We start from the raw sequence: 16,093 nt of genomic DNA, 5'->3' as shown, positions 1-16,093 counted from the left end.
GTGGCTGCAGTTCGTCTCCCATGACCTCGTCCCCTTCCCTAGGCGCCAAGGAGCTGGCGCGCCGCCGCCTCGAGCTCGTCGAGGGCTCGGGTCGACTCATCCCGGCTGCCAGCGATCCCGAAGAGATAGCACTTGAGCTTCGGCTCGGTCCCAGATGGCCTCACCATGACCTTGCACCCGTCGTCGAGCCTCCATTCGAGGACGTCGGATGCAGGCAGCGTCTGCGATCGGTCGTCCCCCGGACCTCCCAGCTGCGGAAGGGGTTGGGGGTGGAGGTAGTCGACGGTGCGAGTCACCCCGCGCCCGGCGATGTCCCGAGGCGCGCCCTCGCGTAGGGCCCGCATCTTGGACGCCATGAGCGTGGCCCCCTCGGCGCCGGGGTACTGGAGGTTGAGCGTGCGGTTCAGGCGGAAGCCGTGCCGCTCGTACAGGACGTCCATGGCCTCGACGAGGTCGAGGCCCCTCTTGGCGTACCAGCCCGCCATCTCGACGAGGAGGGTGAGCGCCGTGACGCCGTCCTTGTCCCGCACGTAGGGGCCCGGCAGGTATCCGTAGCTCTCCTCGTATCCCATGAGCCAGCGCTCGGCTCCGCCCTGCCGCTCGAGGACGGCAATCTGGCCGCCGATGTTCTTGAAGCCGGTGAGCGTGCGACGCAGCTGGAAGCCGTGCTCGCGCGCGACGTCGTCCAACATGTCGGATGACACGATGGACGAGACGGCCACCTTGCGTGAGAGGTCGTCTCCCGCCTCCGCACGCGTCCGTGCCATCCAGTCCATGAGGAGGATGCCCACCTCGTCCCCCGTGAGCAGGACGTACCTGCCATCGTGGAGGACGGCGCTGCCCAGGCGGTCCGCATCGGGGTCGGTCGCCACGACGAGGTCGGGATGCAGCTCGTCCGCAAGGGAGAGCGCGAGCTCCAGGGCCTCGCGGAACTCCGGGTTGGGATAGGGGCAGGTCGTGAAGTCGCCATCGGGTTCCGCCTGCTCGGGCACGACGGACACGTCGCTCACGCCGATACTCGCGAGCGAGCGTCTCACCAACTCGAGCCCAGTGCCATTGAGTGGGGTGTAGACGACCCTCGGCGGACGAGCCGGGTCGATCGAGCCAGGGACATGGAGCGCATGCACGCACGCTAGGAAGTCGTCGAGGACCGAGTCGTCGATCCAGCTGACGAGCCCCTGGGCAAGGCAGTCCTCGAAGGGCAGCCTCCTGGGCCCGTCCAGCACGTCAATCCTCCCTATGGCAGTGGCGACCTCCTCTGCGACCTCGCCGGAGATCTGGCAGCCGTCCGACGCGAATACCTTGCAGCCGTTGTACTGGCGCGGGTTATGGCTCGAGGTGACCATCACTCCGGCGGAGCAGCCCAGGCGCGGTATGGCAAAGGAGAGGGTGGGCACGGGCTCGACCCTGGGGTACATGAGTGCCTCGATGCCATTCGCGGCGAAGACCTCTGCGGCGACGCGCTCGAATCGCTCCGAGTTGTTGCGCGTGTCGCGGCAGAGGGCGACGCGCGGACGCTTCCCGGGCTCCGCGTTGGCATTGACCCAGTCGGCGAGGCCCTGCATCGCCTGCGCGACCACGTGCACGTTCATGCGGTTGGTCCCCACGCCCATGACGCCGCGAATACCTGCGGTGCCAAAGGAGAGGTATCGATAGAAGGCATCGAAGAGCTCGTCCTCATGGCCTGGCGCGAGAAGCGCGCGTAGTTCCCCCAGCAGCTCTGGGTCGCGCTCCCTCGCCTCCCAGTCGAGCACCCGTCTCATGAGCTCGTCGCTGAGCATGTCGCCCCTCATCCCCCTGCCCCACGGCGACCAACCGAGCAATCGCCATGACATACTGTTGCGTCTGTGCATAAAATCCGGCAACTCATGAAACATAGTAGTGTCCTCGTGTTGTGACGAGGAAAAAATGTGTCGACGGTAGCGTTGGCCTGCATGAGCGGCACCGGGACGTGGCGAACGCCACCACGGCCTCCGCCACGTCAGCCATCAGAGCGCCCATCGGTGCGATTGTCATCCAGACGCTTTTTCGGGGTTCAACAAAATTTGTCAAAAAAGTCCTTGACCGACCTTTTCCCTTTGCTAATATAGCTACTGCACCAACGCGAACGGGGAATTAGCTCAGTTGGGAGAGCGCGTGACTGGCAGTCACGAGGTCAGGGGTTCGAACCCCCTATTCTCCACCATGTAGACTCGGAGCCAGGACTCAGGTCCTGGCTCTTTTGCTATCTCTGCGCCCAGGCGCGCATGCGGACCCGCCCCACCGCAGGCTGCCTGCCGCACATGCCCCCCTATTACAGGAAGGGGCCCGGAACCCCCGAACGGACGAGTCCCGAGCCCCACGTCGTTATCGGCATCACAGCCTGGAGCCATGACCTCGTGGCAAGACTACGAGATTCTGAGCACCGCCTTGATGATCTTGCCGTCGTGCGAGTCCCGCAGGGCCTGGTCTATGTCCTTGAAGTCGTAGAACGAGAGGATGCGGTCGATCGGGAAGCGACCCTCCTTGTACCACTTGACCATCTGGGGGATGAACTGCTTGGGGTTGGACTCCCCCTCGCAGGTACCCCTCATGGTGCGCATGGGCATCATGATGTCAGCGCCGACCTCGAAGTGCTCGAGGGAGCCCGCGGCCGCCACGGGCAGGAAGGTGCCATGGAACTTGAGGCCCCGGATGGCATTGAGCATCATGTTGCCGTTTCCGGAGGTGTCCACGCTGATGTCGGCGCCACGACCGGTGATGCGACGGATCTCTCCCGCGATGTCCTCCACCTCGCGACGGTTGATGGTGTGCGTGGCTCCCAGTTCGCGAGCGAGCTCGAGGCTCTTTGGATTGCCTCCCACGGCGATGATGGTCTTGCAGCCCACGACGGCAGCTCCCATGATGGCGCTCATGCCTACGGCGCCACAGCCAAAGACCGCGACCTGCGAGCTGGGATCGGCCTGCCCGGCGTTGATGACCGCGCCGGCGCCCGTCTGGACGCCACACCCCAAGGGTGCGACGAGCCCCAGGTCAATGTCATCGTCCACCTTGGCCACCGACGCAGCAGCGGCCACAGAGTGGGTGGCAAAGGAGGACTGGCCGAAGAACATGCTCACGTCCCTGCCGTCCTGGTGCAGGCGGGTGGTGCCGTCGGTCGCCGCCACGCCACCGAAGTTGATGGGGTTGAAGTTCTCGCAATAGTAGGGCTCCCCGTGCTTGCAGGCGTCGCAGCTGTTGTCGAAGGCGTAGGTGATGCCCACGTGGTCGCCGGGCTAAGGGTCGGCACGATGCCGCAGGCGCATCCGTACGCCCGCGCGCGGTGCCCGTCACCCATTATGAGCGAACGCAGCCCCCGTGCTCCCCTGGCGCCCCTCTCCCCCGTCATCGACCCCCTGGCGTCCCGCCGGCGTTGCGCCGCCGCCCTGCCGGCATTCCACCATCGTTCTCTATGCCGTTCCGCCGTCGTTCTCTATGCCGTTCTCTGAAGTCGGCCGTGCAAACGCCCAGTTGGCGAGGCTATCGATTCAGCAAGTTGCATAGAGAACGAGAACGCGGGGGAAGGGTGGGAGAAGGGCAGAGGGCGAAGCGGAGGCAGGGTGCATAGAGAACGCGGGAGCGGAGACGCCAGAAAAAGGCCCCCGCACTCGGCGGGGGCCAGGTCGTTCTCCATGGGCGAGAGGAGCCTCAGTCCTCCATGTAGTCCTTGAGCCTGCCCGAACGGGAGGGATGCCGGAGCTTCGCCAGGGTCTTGCTCTCTATCTGGCGGATCCTCTCGCGCGTGACGCCAAACTCGCGGCCCACCTCCTCGAGGGTGCGGGGATGCCCGTCCTCGAGGCCGAAGCGGAACTTGATGACCTTGCGCTCGCGGTCGGCCAGGCTGTCCAGCACCTGCTCGAGCTGCTCGCGGAGCATCGAGTCGCTTGCCGCCTCGGGGGGCGCCACGGCGCTGGAGTCCTCGATGAAGTCGCCCAGCTGGGAGTCCTCCTCCTCGCCGATGGGCGTCTCTAGCGAGACGGGCTCCTGGCTGATCTTCTGGATCTCCCTCACGCGGTCGGCGGTGATGCCCATCTCCTCGCCGATCTCCTCGGGAGTCGGGTCGCGACCGAGGTCCTGGAGCAGCTGCCTCTGCACGCGAACGAGCTTGTTGATGGTCTCGACCATGTGCACGGGGATGCGGATGGTGCGTGCTTGGTCGGCGATGGCACGGGTGATGGCCTGGCGAATCCACCAGGTGGCATAGGTGGAGAACTTGAAGCCCTTGGTGTAGTCGAACTTCTCCACCGCGCGGATGAGGCCCAGGTTGCCTTCCTGGATCAGGTCGAGGAACAGCATGCCGCGACCCACGTAGCGCTTGGCGATGGAGACGGTCAGGCGCAGGTTGGCGCTGATGAGCGCCTGCTTGGCCTCGAGGCCCACCTGCTCGATGCGCATGAGGCGGCGCATCTCGGCGCGGGTGAGCTCTATCTCCCCGTTGTCCGCAGCCTCGAGCTTCTGCGAGGCCTCGGTGCCAGCCTCAATCTTCATGGCGAGGTTGACCTCCTCCGAGGCGGTCAGCAGGTCGACCTTGCCGATCTCCTTGAGGTACATGCGCACGGGGTCGCCCGTGAGCATGACTGTCGAGCTGTCCGTGCGGCGGGCGCGGGCGCGGGACGAGCGCTTGCGGGGCTTGCTCTTGGGGGCGGAGCGCAGGACCTCGTTGGCAGCGCGGGCCTCAGCGCGAGCCTCCTTGATGCCGCTGTCCTCGTCCTCCTCCTCGTCCTCCTCGAGCTCGTCGTCCTCCTCGAGCTCGTCGTCCTCCTCGAGCTCGTCCAGGTCCTCCTCGTCGTCGGAGTCGCCCTTGGGCCTGGCGGCATCGCCGTCGCTCGTGATTTGGACGCCCTTGGCGCGCACCGCGTCATAGAGGTCCGAGAGCTCGTCGTCGTCGTCCACGTCGAGCTCCCCGATGGCCACCTGGACGTCGTCCTCGGTCACCGACTTGGAGCCAGAGGCCTGCTTGACGAGCCTCTCGACGACCCCCTGGAGCTCGTCGGTGAGGTTGGGAGCGGTGCTGTTCTTCTTGTTTGCCACTGGTTTCCTTTCCACGCAAGGGCGTAGGGAATGGTACCCAATTTACGAACTCACTAACGACGAGATGCGCCTTCCTAGCTCGCCGATGCGCTTTTGCACGTCGGTCGCCCGCCTGAAGAGCTCCTGTGAGGACTCGTCGGGCAGCGAGGAGGCGCTCCTGAGGCGCGCCTTCATGGACCTGACGGCCCGCCTGCAGCTCCAGAGCTCGACCACGTCCAGGAGGAAGGACGCCTGGTCGGAGGCGCTCATGCCAGACACCAGCTGGAGCCTGCCTCCCGCCAGGAGCCGTGGGGCGTCGGCGACCATGGAGCTCGCGGCCGCCACCACCTCGGCGGGCGTCGCGCCCTCGGGCGTGGCGAGCATGGCCCAGGCCATGGACTCGTGGCGGGCATCGACCCACGAGAAGGAGGCGATGCGGTCGGCGTCGGGCCGTATCGCCTCGATGTCCTTCGCCATGAGCGAGAGGAGCTCCCGTTCGGCCGTGGCCTGCATGCGCTCGTCGCTCGAGAGCGCCGCGAGCGCGATGGGCGCGCCGACCTCGGAAGGCCCGTCGTAGCCGGCGTACGCCTCCGCGGGCAGGTACCCGCCTGCCGGGGACGGGGCAGCGCCCGCCGTCGTGGGGACGCGCGTGCCGGCGCCGCCCGCGTCCTGGTTGCGCTTGCGCTGCGCCTGGCGATGGACGTGGCGCTTCGTCTCGTCCACGCTCGTCCCCAGGAGGTCGGCCAGCTGGGTCGCATAGCCGTCGAGGAGGATGGAGCCGTCCAGCGGGGCGAGAAGCGCCGCCATCTGGTCGAGCGCCGCCACGCGCCGGCCCGGCACGCTCAGGTCCACGCCGGCGAGGCGCTTCTCGAACACGAAGTCCATGAGGGGACGCGACTCGGCGATGCGCGCGCGAAGCTCGTCGGCCCCATGCGCGCCCAGGTACTCCGCAGGGTCCTGCCCGCCGGGAAGCACCACGCACCTCAGCTCCACCGACGTCTTGTCGATGTACTGGATCGCCCTCTCGGCCGCGCGCTGCCCGGCCTCGTCGCCGTCGAACATGCAGACGACCCGGGACTTGGCAAAGCGCTCGATCATGCGCACGTGGTCGAGGGTGAGGGCGGTGCCCAGGGCGGCGACGGCGTTGGTGATCCCCGCCTCGTGCATGGCGATGACGTCGGTGTAGCCCTCGCAGACGATCGCCTCGCCGCTCGCCACCATGGCCTCCTTGGCGCGGTGGAAGGCGAAGAGGTGCTTGCCCTTGTGGAAGACGCGGGTCTCCTTGGTGTTGAGGTACTTGGGCTTGGCGTCCGTGAGCACCCGGCCGCCGAATCCGATGGTGCGCCCCTGCTCGTCGTGGATGGGAAACATCACGCGGTCGAAGAAGCGGTCGCGCGGGCCGCCCCTCCCGTCCAGCGCGAGGTCGCAGGCGAGCATCTCCTGGGGGGAGAAGCCCTTGGAGCGCAGATGGGAGACGAGCTGGCCGTGCCCGGGGGCGTACCCCAGCCCCCAGCGCCGGCAGACGGCCGATCCGAAGCCGCGCCCCGCGAGGTAGGCGCGACCGGCGGCCGGCCCCTCTCCCCTGCCCCTCATGAGCAGGGTCGAGTAGAAGCCCTCGGCGGCGGCGAGGCAGTCGATGAGCCGGTTGCGCTTGGGGCCACTGGGACCGGCGGTCCTCTCCTCGCTGAGCTCGATGCCGGCGCGGTCGGCAAGGTAGCGGATGGAGTCCGGGAAGTCCAGGCTCTCGCGCTTCATCACGTAGGCGAAGAGGTCGCCGCCCTCGCCGCAGCCGAAGCACTTCCAGAGGCCCGTGGAGGGGTTCACGTGGAAGGACGGGCTCTTCTCGTGATGGAAGGGGCAGCAGCCCCAGAAGTCGGCGCCGCGGCGGCGGAGCTCCACCGTCTCTCCCACCAGCTGCAGGATGTCGGTCGCCTGGCGCACGCGCTCCTTGTCCTCGTCGGTGATCACGCCCCCACCCCCTCGAGGTCGGCGGCCCCTCCCAGCGTCACGGCGCGATCGCCAAAGTTGGCGCGCACCCAAGCTATGTTGCCCATGACGACCCGCTCGAGCTCCTCGAGGGAGTCGAAGGGGCGGGAGTCCCTGAGCCAGCGGCCGAACGAGACGTGGACCCTCCGGCCATAGAGGTCGCCGGAGAAGCCCAGGAGGTTCGCCTCCAGGAAGGGACGGTCCGCCTCGGAGAAGCTCGGAGGCGCCCCCACGTTGATCGCGGCGGGCCACGAGCGTCCCCGCGCGCTCACGAAGCCCGCATAGACGCCCTGGTCGGGCGCGCAGGCCTCCAGGGGGAAGCTGACGTTTGCCGTGGGGAAGCCGAAAGCGGTCCCCTCTCCCCTCCCGTGGACCACCACGCCGGACACGAAGTGCAGCCGGCCCAGGAGCCCTGCGGCGTCCTCGACGCGACCCCCTCGGACGAGCCCGCGCACGCGCGTGGCCGAGATGTGCTCGCCACCCGAGCGGGCGAGCTCGTGGCAGTGGGCGCGCATGCCGAGCGGGGCGGCGACGGCGGCGAGCTCCGCAGGGCCGCCCTTGGCCCCCCTGCCAAAGCGGAAGTTGCTCCCCACGTGCATGGAGACGGAACGCAGGGGTCCTTCGAGCGCGGCGGAGAGGAACGCGTCGTACGGCGTCGCGGCGAGCCTGGGGGTGAAGTCGAGCAGGAGCACGGCGTCCGCCCCCACGAGGAGCAGGCCACGCACGCGGTCCATGGGTTCCAGGAGCCGAGACGAGGGGCGAGGCCCCGCAAGGAGCTCGGCCGGGTCGGGGTCGAATGCGACGGCCACGCAGGCGAGCCCGAGCTCGTCGGCCTCGCGGCAGGCATGCGAGAGGAGCTCCCGGTGACCTCGGTGGACGCCGTCGAAGGCGCCGATGCAGGCCACGCAGGGGAGGGGGGTCCCGACGTCCATCCCGGCGCGTAGGAAGAGCCTGCCGCCCGGGACCGCGCGCACGGTCGGGGCAGGACGTCCGTCCAGGAGGAGGGAGTCCCTGACGAGCGTCGCGGCGTCGTCCCCGGCGAGGGGCAGCGGATACCCGAGCAGGCTTGGGGCGCTCATCGTGCCACCCCGTCTATGCCCTGGGGGAAGTTGCTCCCGCAGCGGAGCCATCCGCCCGACCGCTCCCAGACTCCCAGGAGCCTGCCGTCGTGCACGAGGCAGCAGGACTGGCCGTCAGCCACGTCGCCGCCGGAGGCACGGAGGCGGCGGCCGCAGACGACGACGTCGAGCTCGTCCGCGGCAAGCTCGCGCACGGGCAGGCCCAGCGCGCGGCAGGGGTCGAGCCGCAGGTCGGCGAGGCCGGCAGAGCCAAGCTCCTCGAGGAGCTCCAGGCCCGCGCAATCGACGAGGCCCACGTTGCCCGCGCTCGTGCGGCGCAGGCCCGAGAGGTGCGCGGCGCTCCCGAGCGCGGCGCCGAGGTCGCGCGCGATGCTCCTGATGTAGGTGCCCTTGGACACCTCGAAGAGGCAGTGCCAGGTGAGCGGACCCTCGGAGCCGATGCCAAGGAGCTCGGCGCGCATGATGCGGACGTGGCGCGCCTCGAGCTCGAGGGGGCTCCCGGCCCGGGCCGCCTCGTAGGCGCGCCTGCCCCCCACCGAGATGGCGGAGAAGGCCGGGGGGAGCTGGTCGTGCTCCCCCACCAGGGACGCGAGGGCACGCGCCGCCCCATCGGGGTCGCGCAGCCGGTCGGGGACCTCCGCCACGCGCACGACCCGGCCCTCGGCGTCGTCGGTGTCGGTCTGGCTGCCAAACTCGACCCATGCCTCGTATGACTTGGAGTCGGCCGAGAGGAGGCCGAGGAGGCGCGTCGCCTGCCCGATGCCCACGACGAGGACGCCCGTCGCCGCGGGGTCCAACGTGCCGGCATGGCCCACGCGCCTCTCGCCCACCGCGCGACGCACCCTGCCCACCACGTCATGGCTCGAGAGCCCCTGGGGCTTGTCGACGGCCACGAGGCAGTTGATCCCGCTCTGGCCGCGCCTCACTGGACCCCACGCCCGCCTTCGCTCGCGACAGGCGAGAAGAGGGCGACCAGGCGGGGAAGAGCGGCAGAGAGGACCTCGTCGAGGTCCGACTCGATGGTGAAGCCCGCGGCCGCGCGATGCCCCCCGCCGCCCAGCTCGCGGGCGATGCCCGAGATGTCGAGGTCGGACTTGCTGCGAAGGTTGCCCCTCACCCTGCCGTCGGGGAGCTCCTTGAGGAAGAGCGCCACCTCGGACCCCGCGACGCTGCGGACGACGTCGATGAGGCCGTCGCACTCGTCCGGGCTGGCCCCCGTGCGCTCGAGGTCGGCCGCGGTGGCGTAGCTGTAGGCCACCTTGCCCTCGGCAAAGGTGGTAATGCGCCCCATCACCGCGGACTTGAGGTGTAGGAAGGGCAGGCTGTAGTTCTGGTACACGTTGAGGGAGACCTCCGAGGGGGAGGCCCCTGCGTCCACCAGGAGCGACGCCACCGAGAATGCCTCGGCGTCAGCGTTCTGGTATTGGAAGCGACCGGTGTCGGTGGAGAGGGCGCAGAAGAGGCACTGGGCCATCTGCGGTGTGATCCGGACCCCCAGGTGGAGGGCGAACTCGGCGACGATGACGCCCGCCGCGGCAGCGTCGGGGCGAATCAGGGCGAGGTCGGTGTACGGCTCCTCGCAGGGATGGTGGTCCATTATCGCGCTCCGGCGGGCCCGCCTCATGACCGCCTCGCCGTCGTGCAGGCGCGCGACGTCAGAGAGGTCCACGCTCACGAAGAGGTCAGGCACCCCGTCGTAGTCCGCCGCATGGACGAGCGTGTCCACGAAGGGCAGGAAGTCATAGAGCCTGGGAATGGGCTCGGGGTCCGCCAGGAGGGAGACGACCTCCTTCTCGGGCCACTTCGCCCTCAGGGCCGCGGCAAGCGCCAGGCCTGAGCCCAGGGCGTCGCCGTCCGGGTTGGTGTGCGCACAGATGGCGATGGAGCCAGCCGCCTCCATCGCCTCGGCGATGGAGGCGAACCTCTCCTCTTGTTCGGGATTGGGTCTGATGTCCACGGGCTGGCTACTCCCCCTCGCCGTCCCCGGAGGGCGCGTCGCCCGCGGAAGACCCCACGGGATAGCCCTCCTCGTCCTTCTCCACCGAGAGCGTGCTGGGCACGTTCTCGAGGGCGCGTGCGATGAGCTCGGCCTCGTCGGCGGTCGTGTCGATCTGGAAGATGAGCTCGGGGGTGACGCGCCAGCCCAGGGCATGGCCCAGGAGGCTGCGAACGCGGCCCCTGGCCCGCCCGAGCGCGGCGAGCACCTTGTCGTAGCTCTCCTTGTCGCAGCTCACGTAGGCCTTGAGCACCGACTTGTCGACCGAGACCTCCACGCTGGTGAGGGTCACCAGCGCGAGATCGGGGTCGGAGACCTCGAAGAGGAGGATGCTCGCGAGCTTCTCGCGCGCGATCTTGTTGACGCGACGCGAATTCTGGTTCTGCTTCATCTTCTACTCCGTACGGGCGACTTCTTCGATGCGGTAGGTCTCGATGATGTCGCCGACGTGGATGTCCTGGAAGTTCTCGAGGCCCACGCCGCACTCGAAGCCGGCCTTGACCGACTTGACGTCGTCCTTGTAGCGGCGCAGGGACGCGAGCTTGCCCTCGTAGACCACGATGCCGTCGCGGACGAGGCGGCACTTGTCGTCGCGCGAGACCTCGCCCTCCTGGACCATGCAGCCGGCGGCGATGCCGACCTTGGGGACCTTGAAGGTGTTGCGGACCTCGATCGAGGCGGTCTGGACCTCATGCTCGGTGGGCTTGAGCATGCCGATGCGCGCGGCGTCGATCTCTTCGATGGCCTTGTAGATGACGCTGTAGGTGCGGATCTCGACGCCCTGCTGCTCGGCGGCAACCCTGGCCTTCGCCTCGGGACGAACGCCGAAGCCGATGATGATGGCGTTGGAGGCGTCTGCCAGGGTGACGTCGGTCTCGGTGATGGCACCGACGGCAGAGTGGATCACGTTGATACGAACCTCGCTCTGGTCCATCTTGCCCAGCGAGTCGACGAGCGCTTCGATGGAGCCCTGGACGTCGGCCTTGATGATGAGGTTGAGCTCCTTGACCTCGGAGTCCTCCATGGTGGAGAAGAGGTTCTCGAGCGTCACGTGCTTGACCTTGTTCTGCTCCTCGATGCGGGCCTTCAGCGAGCGCTCGTCGGCCAGGGCCCGCGCGTCGCGCTCGTCCTGGAAGACGCGGAACTCGTCGCCCGCCATGGGCACGCTCTGGAGGCCGAGCACCTCGACGGGGTCGGAGGGACGGGCCTCGGTGACGCTGTTGCCGCGAGGGTCGACCATGGCGCGAATCTTGCCGAAGGACATGCCCGCGACGATGGCGTCGCCCACGTGGAGGGTGCCGCGGCTGATGAGCAGCGTGGCGACCGAGCCGCGACCGCGGTCCAGCTTGGCCTCGAGGACGTTGCCCGAGGCGAAGGTGTCGGGGTTGGCCTTGAGCTCGAGCACGTCGGCCTCGAGCAGGACGGACTCCAGGAGGGTGTCTATGCCCTGCTTCTTCTTGGCCGAGATGTCGACGAACATGTTCTGCCCGCCCCACTCCTCGGGAATGACGCCGTACTCGGTGAGCTCCTGGCGCACGCGGGTGGGGTCGGCGCCCGGCTTGTCGATCTTGTTGACGGCCACGATGATGGGCACGTTGGCGGCCTTGGCGTGGTTGATCGACTCGATGGTCTGGGGCATGACGCCGTCATCGGCGGCGACGATCAGGATGACGATGTCCGTCACCTTGGCGCCGCGGGCGCGCATTGCCGTGAAGGTCTCGTGGCCGGGGGTGTCGATGAAGGTGATCACGCGGTCGTTGATCCTGACCTGCGACGCGCCGATGGCCTGGGTGATGCCACCCGCCTCGCCCTCGGCGACGCCGGTGTGGCGGATCGCGTCGAGCAGCGACGTCTTGCCGTGGTCGACGTGGCCCATGACGGTTACCACGGGCGGCCTGCCCTTGAGGGTGGACGGGTCGTCGTAGAAGGTGAAGGAGTTCTCCTCCTCCTTGCTCATGACCTTGACGTCGCGGCCCAGGTCGTCGGCGACCAGCTCGATGAGCTCGTCCGACATGGACTCGGTGACGGTGAGGGGGGTGCCCAGGAGGAAGAGCCTCTTGATGATGTCGTTGGCGGCGATGCCCAGGAGCTCGGCGAGCTCGGCCACCGTGGAGCCCTGGGGCACCTTGACCGTGTCGAGCTGCGAGAGGTCCTGGTCGTTCTCGATGGCCTCCTGTATGCGCTGCTCCTCGGCCGCGGCCTGCTGCTGCTGCTTCCTGCGCTCCTTGCGCTTCTTGCGCCTGCCGGTGGACTGGCGGGCCTCCTCGATGGCCTCGCGGGCCTCGACGATGACGTGGCTCGAGCGCGTGAACTCCTCGGCCTCGCGGGCCATGCGGCTGTAGCGGTCCTCCTCCTGGCCCCTGCGCCCGCCCTTGCGGCCCTTGCCACGACCGCGGGAGTCGGCGGAGTCGGCGGCAGTGGCCGGCGCCCCGTCTCGCTGCGGGGCGGGGCCACGGCGACCCGGGCGGGCAGCGGACTCGCGCCTCTGCCCGCGCGACTCCTCCTTCTTCTTGGCGGCCTCCTCGGCCTGCTGCTTGAGCACCTGCTCCTGCTGGGCGATCTGGTCAAGGAGGCTGGTGAAGGAGGGCGCCATCTTGGGCGCGGTGTCCTTCACGCGGTTGCGCTCGGCCTCCTCGGCCTTCCTGCGCTCCTCCTCGGCACGCTCCTCCTCGGCCTTCTTGCGGGCTGCCTCGGCGGCGGCGCGCTTGCGCTCCTCCTCGGCGCGCTCGCGCTCGCGACGGGCCTCCGCCTCCAGGCGCTCCCTCTCGGCCTTCTCGGCCTCGATGCGCTCCTGCTCCGCCTTGGCCTCCTCCTCGGCCTTGCGCTGCGCCTCGATCTCGGCGGCGCGGGCCTCGAGGATGGGCTTGAGCTTCTTGCGGACGATCGAGACGTAGGCGTCCTCGAGCGTCGACGAGGGGGACTTTGCGGGGATCTTCATGTCCTGGAGGTGACCGAGCATCTCCTTGCTCGACATGCCGTATTCCTTTGCCAGGTCATGCACGCGGGTCTTTGCCATGTAACCAACCTTCTTACGTACGTTTGGGCGGACGGGGTGGGTGACCTCTTAGATCAGGGAGTCCGGGTCGTCAGAGACCGAGACGTCCGAGAGCTCCTGGAGCTTCTCGTGGATGCCGCAGAAGCGGGAGCCGGGACGGGCCATGTTGCGGCACTGGATGCCCGTGGGTCCCACGTACTCGCAGCGGTGGCTCCCCTCCTCCGCCAGGATGTCGACGTCGTCGTGGGGCAGCTCGCGCATGACGTCGGCGGCAAGCGACTCGTTCTTGATGTCGATGTGCATGCCGGTGAGGCGGGCGGCCAGGCGGGCGTTCTGGCCCTCCTTGCCGATCGCAAGCGAGAGCTGGTCGTCGGGCACGATGACGGTGGCGTAGTTGTTGTCGTCGTCCACGATCACGCGCGAGACGCGGGCGGGCGAGAGGGCATTGGCGACGCACTTGGCGGGGTCGTCGCTCCAGAGAACGACGTCCACGCGCTCGCCGCGCAGCTCCGAGACCACGGTGCGCACGCGACTGCCCTTGGGGCCGACGCAGGCACCGACGGGGTCGAGGCGGTCGTCCATGGACGAGACGGCCACCTTGGACCTCACGCCCGGCTCGCGCGCGACGGAGCGCACCTCGACGATGCCGTCATAGACCTCGGGCACCTCGAGCTCGAAGAGGCGGCGCAGGAGGTCCGGGTGCGTGCGCGAGACCACGATGGAGGGGCGCTGGCGCTCGGAGCGGATCGGGGGCTGCGAGCTGTTGGGGTCGCGCACGTCCACGATGATGGCGCGGATGCGCTGGTTGTGGCTGTAGCGCTCCCCCTGCGGGCGCTCGTTGCGCTCGTCGGGGAAGCGGCGCTGGTCGAAGTAGGGCAGCTCCGCCTCGACGCCCTCGCGAATCTTGATGAAGGCGAAGTCGGGCGTGGTCTGCAGCACCGTGCCGGTGATGATGTCGCCGATACGGTGCGAGAACTCCTCGAAGATCTGCTGGCGCGCGGAGTTGCGCACGATGTCCATGATCTCGCTCTTGGCGTGCTGGGCGGCGATGCGGGAGGCGTCCTTGGGGGTCACGTCCTCCTCGTCGAACTCGGTGTACTCGCCCGTCTCCTCGTCCATGGAGTCGTCGCGGGGGATGAGCTTGTAGACGTAGACCTTGCCGGTCGCGCGGTCGATGGTGACGCGCGCGCCCCAGTCGAGGTGCAGGACCTCGGTGTAGCTCTTGGCCAGCGACTGCTCGAGGCGGTCGATCAGGTAGAGCTCGTCGATGTGCTTCTCCTGGCAGAGCGCCATCAGCGCTTCCATCATCTCGGATGCCATGCTGCTTCCTCTCCTTGCCCCGGTGCTACGCCCGGTCGAAGTTTGGCTTGATCTTGCAGGACTTGATCTGGCCGAGCTCGAAGGCGAGCTCCTCTCCCTCGCACTCGATGCGAACGAGCTGGCCCTCGATGCCCAGGAGGCGCCCGGCGAAGCGGCGCCTCCCCTCCGTGGCCGTGGTGGTCAGCGAGACGTCCTGGCCCGCGAAGCGCTCGAAGTCGCGCGCGCGGCGCAGGGGGCGCGAGAGGCCGGGGGACGAGACCTCGAGGGTGTAGGAGCCCTCGATGGGGTCGAAGGCGTCGAGGGCCTCGTTGATCCAGCCGCTCTGGGCCGCCACTTCGTCGAGCGAGATCGTGGGGAGCCCCTCGTCCGCATGGTCGATGCGCACGCGGACCGTGGGAGCCTTGGCGGACCCCACGACCTCCACGTCCACGACGTCGATGCCATGGGGGGCCGCGGCCTCCTCCAACGCGGCGACCAGCCGCTTCTCAAGGTCAGTCGATGCCACCCTGTCTCCTTCCCGCCCTGCGGCGTCCCTGCATACCAAAAGGAAGCGGGGCAAAGACGCTGCCCCACTTCCTCGAACGTTCACGATTAAGCTCTGCACACTATAGCACGCCGGCGACGGGACGGGAGCGACGAGGCGGACCCACACGTTTGCTGCACTTTGGTGAGCGCCCGAGGTTGATTTGCGAAGTCAGCCGGACGCCCAATGACCGCCCGAGGACCACCGGGAGCCCGCCGGGGGGCACGGGCGCGTCATTCCCCCGCGAGGCGCTGCCGCAGGAAGTCCCTGAACGCCCGGGTTGGCTCGTCGAGCGCGGAGTTCCTGCGCCAGGCGACGTAGAGGGAGCGTCGCGAGGCCTGGCAGGGCAGCTCGAACTGCAGGAGCCTGCCCGCCTCCACCCCCGCCCTGGCCGCGCGGGACGACATCACCGTCACGCCGAGGCCCGCCTCGACGAGCTGGCGGATGGTCTCCTGGTCGTTGGTGCGCGCGACGACGTCGAGCCCCTCGCCCGCAAGCCCCAGCTCCTCCAGGATCCTGTCCATGGTGGAGCGGCTCCCGCTGCCCTCGCCCCTCAGGACGGTCCGCTCGCGCAGCAGCAGCTCGCGCACGGCCTCGGCCCCAGCCCCCGCGAGCGCGCGGAAGCGGTCCTCGGCGGGGGTGACGAGCACCATGTCATCGGCACAGAGAGGCACGCACTCGAGCGAGGGCTCGTCTGCGGGAAGCCCCGTGAGTCCCAGGTCGAAGCTGCCCTCGGCGAGACCCGAGACGACCTCGCGGCTGTCGTGCTGGAAAATCCTGAAGCGCGCGCCAGGCCAGGCACTGGTGAAGGCGGACAGCGCGTCGGGCAGGACGTAGGCCGAGGGGACGGAGGAGCTTCCCAGGTAGATGGCATTGCGCTCGCGGCTGCGCGCGTCCTCGAGCAGGCGGTCGCGCAGGGCGAGCATCGAGCTCGCCTGCTCGAAGACCCTGGCCCCCTGGGGCGTGAGCTCGACGCGACGGGCGCCCCTCAGCACGAGCGTGGTTCCCAGCTCCTCCTCGAGCGCCCTCAGGTGGGTCGAGATCGTGGGCTGGGACACGCCCAGGACCTCCGCCGCCCTCGTGAAGCTCTCGCAGCGCACGACGCTCACGAAGGACTGCAGCTGCCTCAGGTCCATGCCAGGTCCACCAATCGTGACGGGGGCGGC

The 16,093-nt window shown here is 68.7% G+C and carries 12 protein-coding genes and 1 tRNA gene; 1 reads left to right on the top strand and 12 read right to left on the bottom strand.

Features of this window, described 5'->3' with window-relative positions; translation table 11 throughout:
• Nucleotides 1-38 precede the first annotated feature (38 nt).
• Complete coding sequence (locus Q5923_RS00110; RefSeq protein ID WP_303131308.1) at nucleotides 39-1,781, bottom strand: phospho-sugar mutase; 1,743 nt, start codon at nucleotides 1,779-1,781, stop codon at nucleotides 39-41.
• 328 nt (nucleotides 1,782-2,109) lie between these two features.
• Here Q5923_RS00110 and Q5923_RS00105 point away from each other — a divergent pair.
• A tRNA-Ala gene (locus Q5923_RS00105) sits at nucleotides 2,110-2,185 on the top strand.
• Nucleotides 2,186-2,387: 202 nt separating this feature from the next.
• On the opposite strand, the gene Q5923_RS00100 is transcribed toward Q5923_RS00105, so the two are convergent.
• The 11 genes from Q5923_RS00100 to Q5923_RS00050 form a co-directional block, all read right to left on the bottom strand.
• Entirely contained in the window at nucleotides 2,388-3,242 is an 855-nt protein-coding gene (locus Q5923_RS00100) for a zinc-binding dehydrogenase (protein WP_303131306.1), read from the bottom strand.
• A 424-nt stretch (nucleotides 3,243-3,666) separates the two neighbouring features.
• Nucleotides 3,667-5,049 carry an RNA polymerase sigma factor RpoD gene (gene rpoD, locus Q5923_RS00095; protein WP_303131304.1) on the bottom strand — a complete coding sequence of 461 codons (1,383 nt, stop codon included), beginning with the start codon at nucleotides 5,047-5,049 and terminating at the stop codon, nucleotides 3,667-3,669.
• Nucleotides 5,050-5,091: 42 nt separating this feature from the next.
• Complete coding sequence (gene dnaG, locus Q5923_RS00090) at nucleotides 5,092-6,996, bottom strand: DNA primase (protein ID WP_303131303.1); 1,905 nt, start codon at nucleotides 6,994-6,996, stop codon at nucleotides 5,092-5,094.
• Nucleotides 6,993-8,093 carry a riboflavin kinase gene (locus tag Q5923_RS00085; RefSeq protein WP_303131301.1) on the bottom strand — a complete coding sequence of 367 codons (1,101 nt, stop codon included), beginning with the start codon at nucleotides 8,091-8,093 and terminating at the stop codon, nucleotides 6,993-6,995. The genes dnaG and Q5923_RS00085 overlap by 4 nt, the downstream gene beginning before the upstream one ends.
• Nucleotides 8,090-9,019 carry a tRNA pseudouridine(55) synthase TruB gene (truB, locus tag Q5923_RS00080; protein ID WP_009279375.1) on the bottom strand — a complete coding sequence of 310 codons (930 nt, stop codon included), beginning with the start codon at nucleotides 9,017-9,019 and terminating at the stop codon, nucleotides 8,090-8,092. Before truB ends, Q5923_RS00085 begins: the two co-directional genes overlap by 4 nt.
• Nucleotides 9,016-10,050 carry a bifunctional oligoribonuclease/PAP phosphatase NrnA gene (locus Q5923_RS00075; protein WP_303131295.1) on the bottom strand — a complete coding sequence of 345 codons (1,035 nt, stop codon included), beginning with the start codon at nucleotides 10,048-10,050 and terminating at the stop codon, nucleotides 9,016-9,018. Before Q5923_RS00075 ends, truB begins: the two co-directional genes overlap by 4 nt.
• 7 nt (nucleotides 10,051-10,057) lie before the next feature.
• Entirely contained in the window at nucleotides 10,058-10,480 is a 423-nt protein-coding gene (rbfA, locus tag Q5923_RS00070; RefSeq protein ID WP_009279377.1) for a 30S ribosome-binding factor RbfA, read from the bottom strand.
• 3 nt (nucleotides 10,481-10,483) lie between these two features.
• A complete protein-coding gene (infB, locus tag Q5923_RS00065; RefSeq protein ID WP_303131287.1) occupies nucleotides 10,484-13,105 on the bottom strand; it encodes a translation initiation factor IF-2 in 2,622 nt (873 codons plus the stop codon).
• Nucleotides 13,106-13,153: 48 nt separating this feature from the next.
• The gene (nusA, locus tag Q5923_RS00060) at nucleotides 13,154-14,404 is read right to left on the bottom strand and encodes a transcription termination factor NusA (RefSeq protein ID WP_303131284.1); all 1,251 of its coding nucleotides are present in this window, start codon (nucleotides 14,402-14,404) and stop codon (nucleotides 13,154-13,156) included.
• A 25-nt stretch (nucleotides 14,405-14,429) separates the two neighbouring features.
• On the bottom strand, nucleotides 14,430-14,909 hold the full coding sequence (gene rimP / locus Q5923_RS00055; protein WP_303131281.1) for a ribosome maturation factor RimP: 480 nt from the start codon (nucleotides 14,907-14,909) through the stop codon (nucleotides 14,430-14,432).
• 251 nt (nucleotides 14,910-15,160) lie between these two features.
• Entirely contained in the window at nucleotides 15,161-16,063 is a 903-nt protein-coding gene (locus tag Q5923_RS00050; protein WP_303131278.1) for a selenium metabolism-associated LysR family transcriptional regulator, read from the bottom strand.
• Nucleotides 16,064-16,093: the final 30 nt, after the last annotated feature.

It is taken from the genome of uncultured Olsenella sp. (assembly GCF_959602185.1).
Lineage (GTDB): Bacteria > Actinomycetota > Coriobacteriia > Coriobacteriales > Atopobiaceae > Olsenella_I > Olsenella_I phocaeensis.
This window is presented reverse-complemented; position numbering and strand designations above follow the sequence as displayed.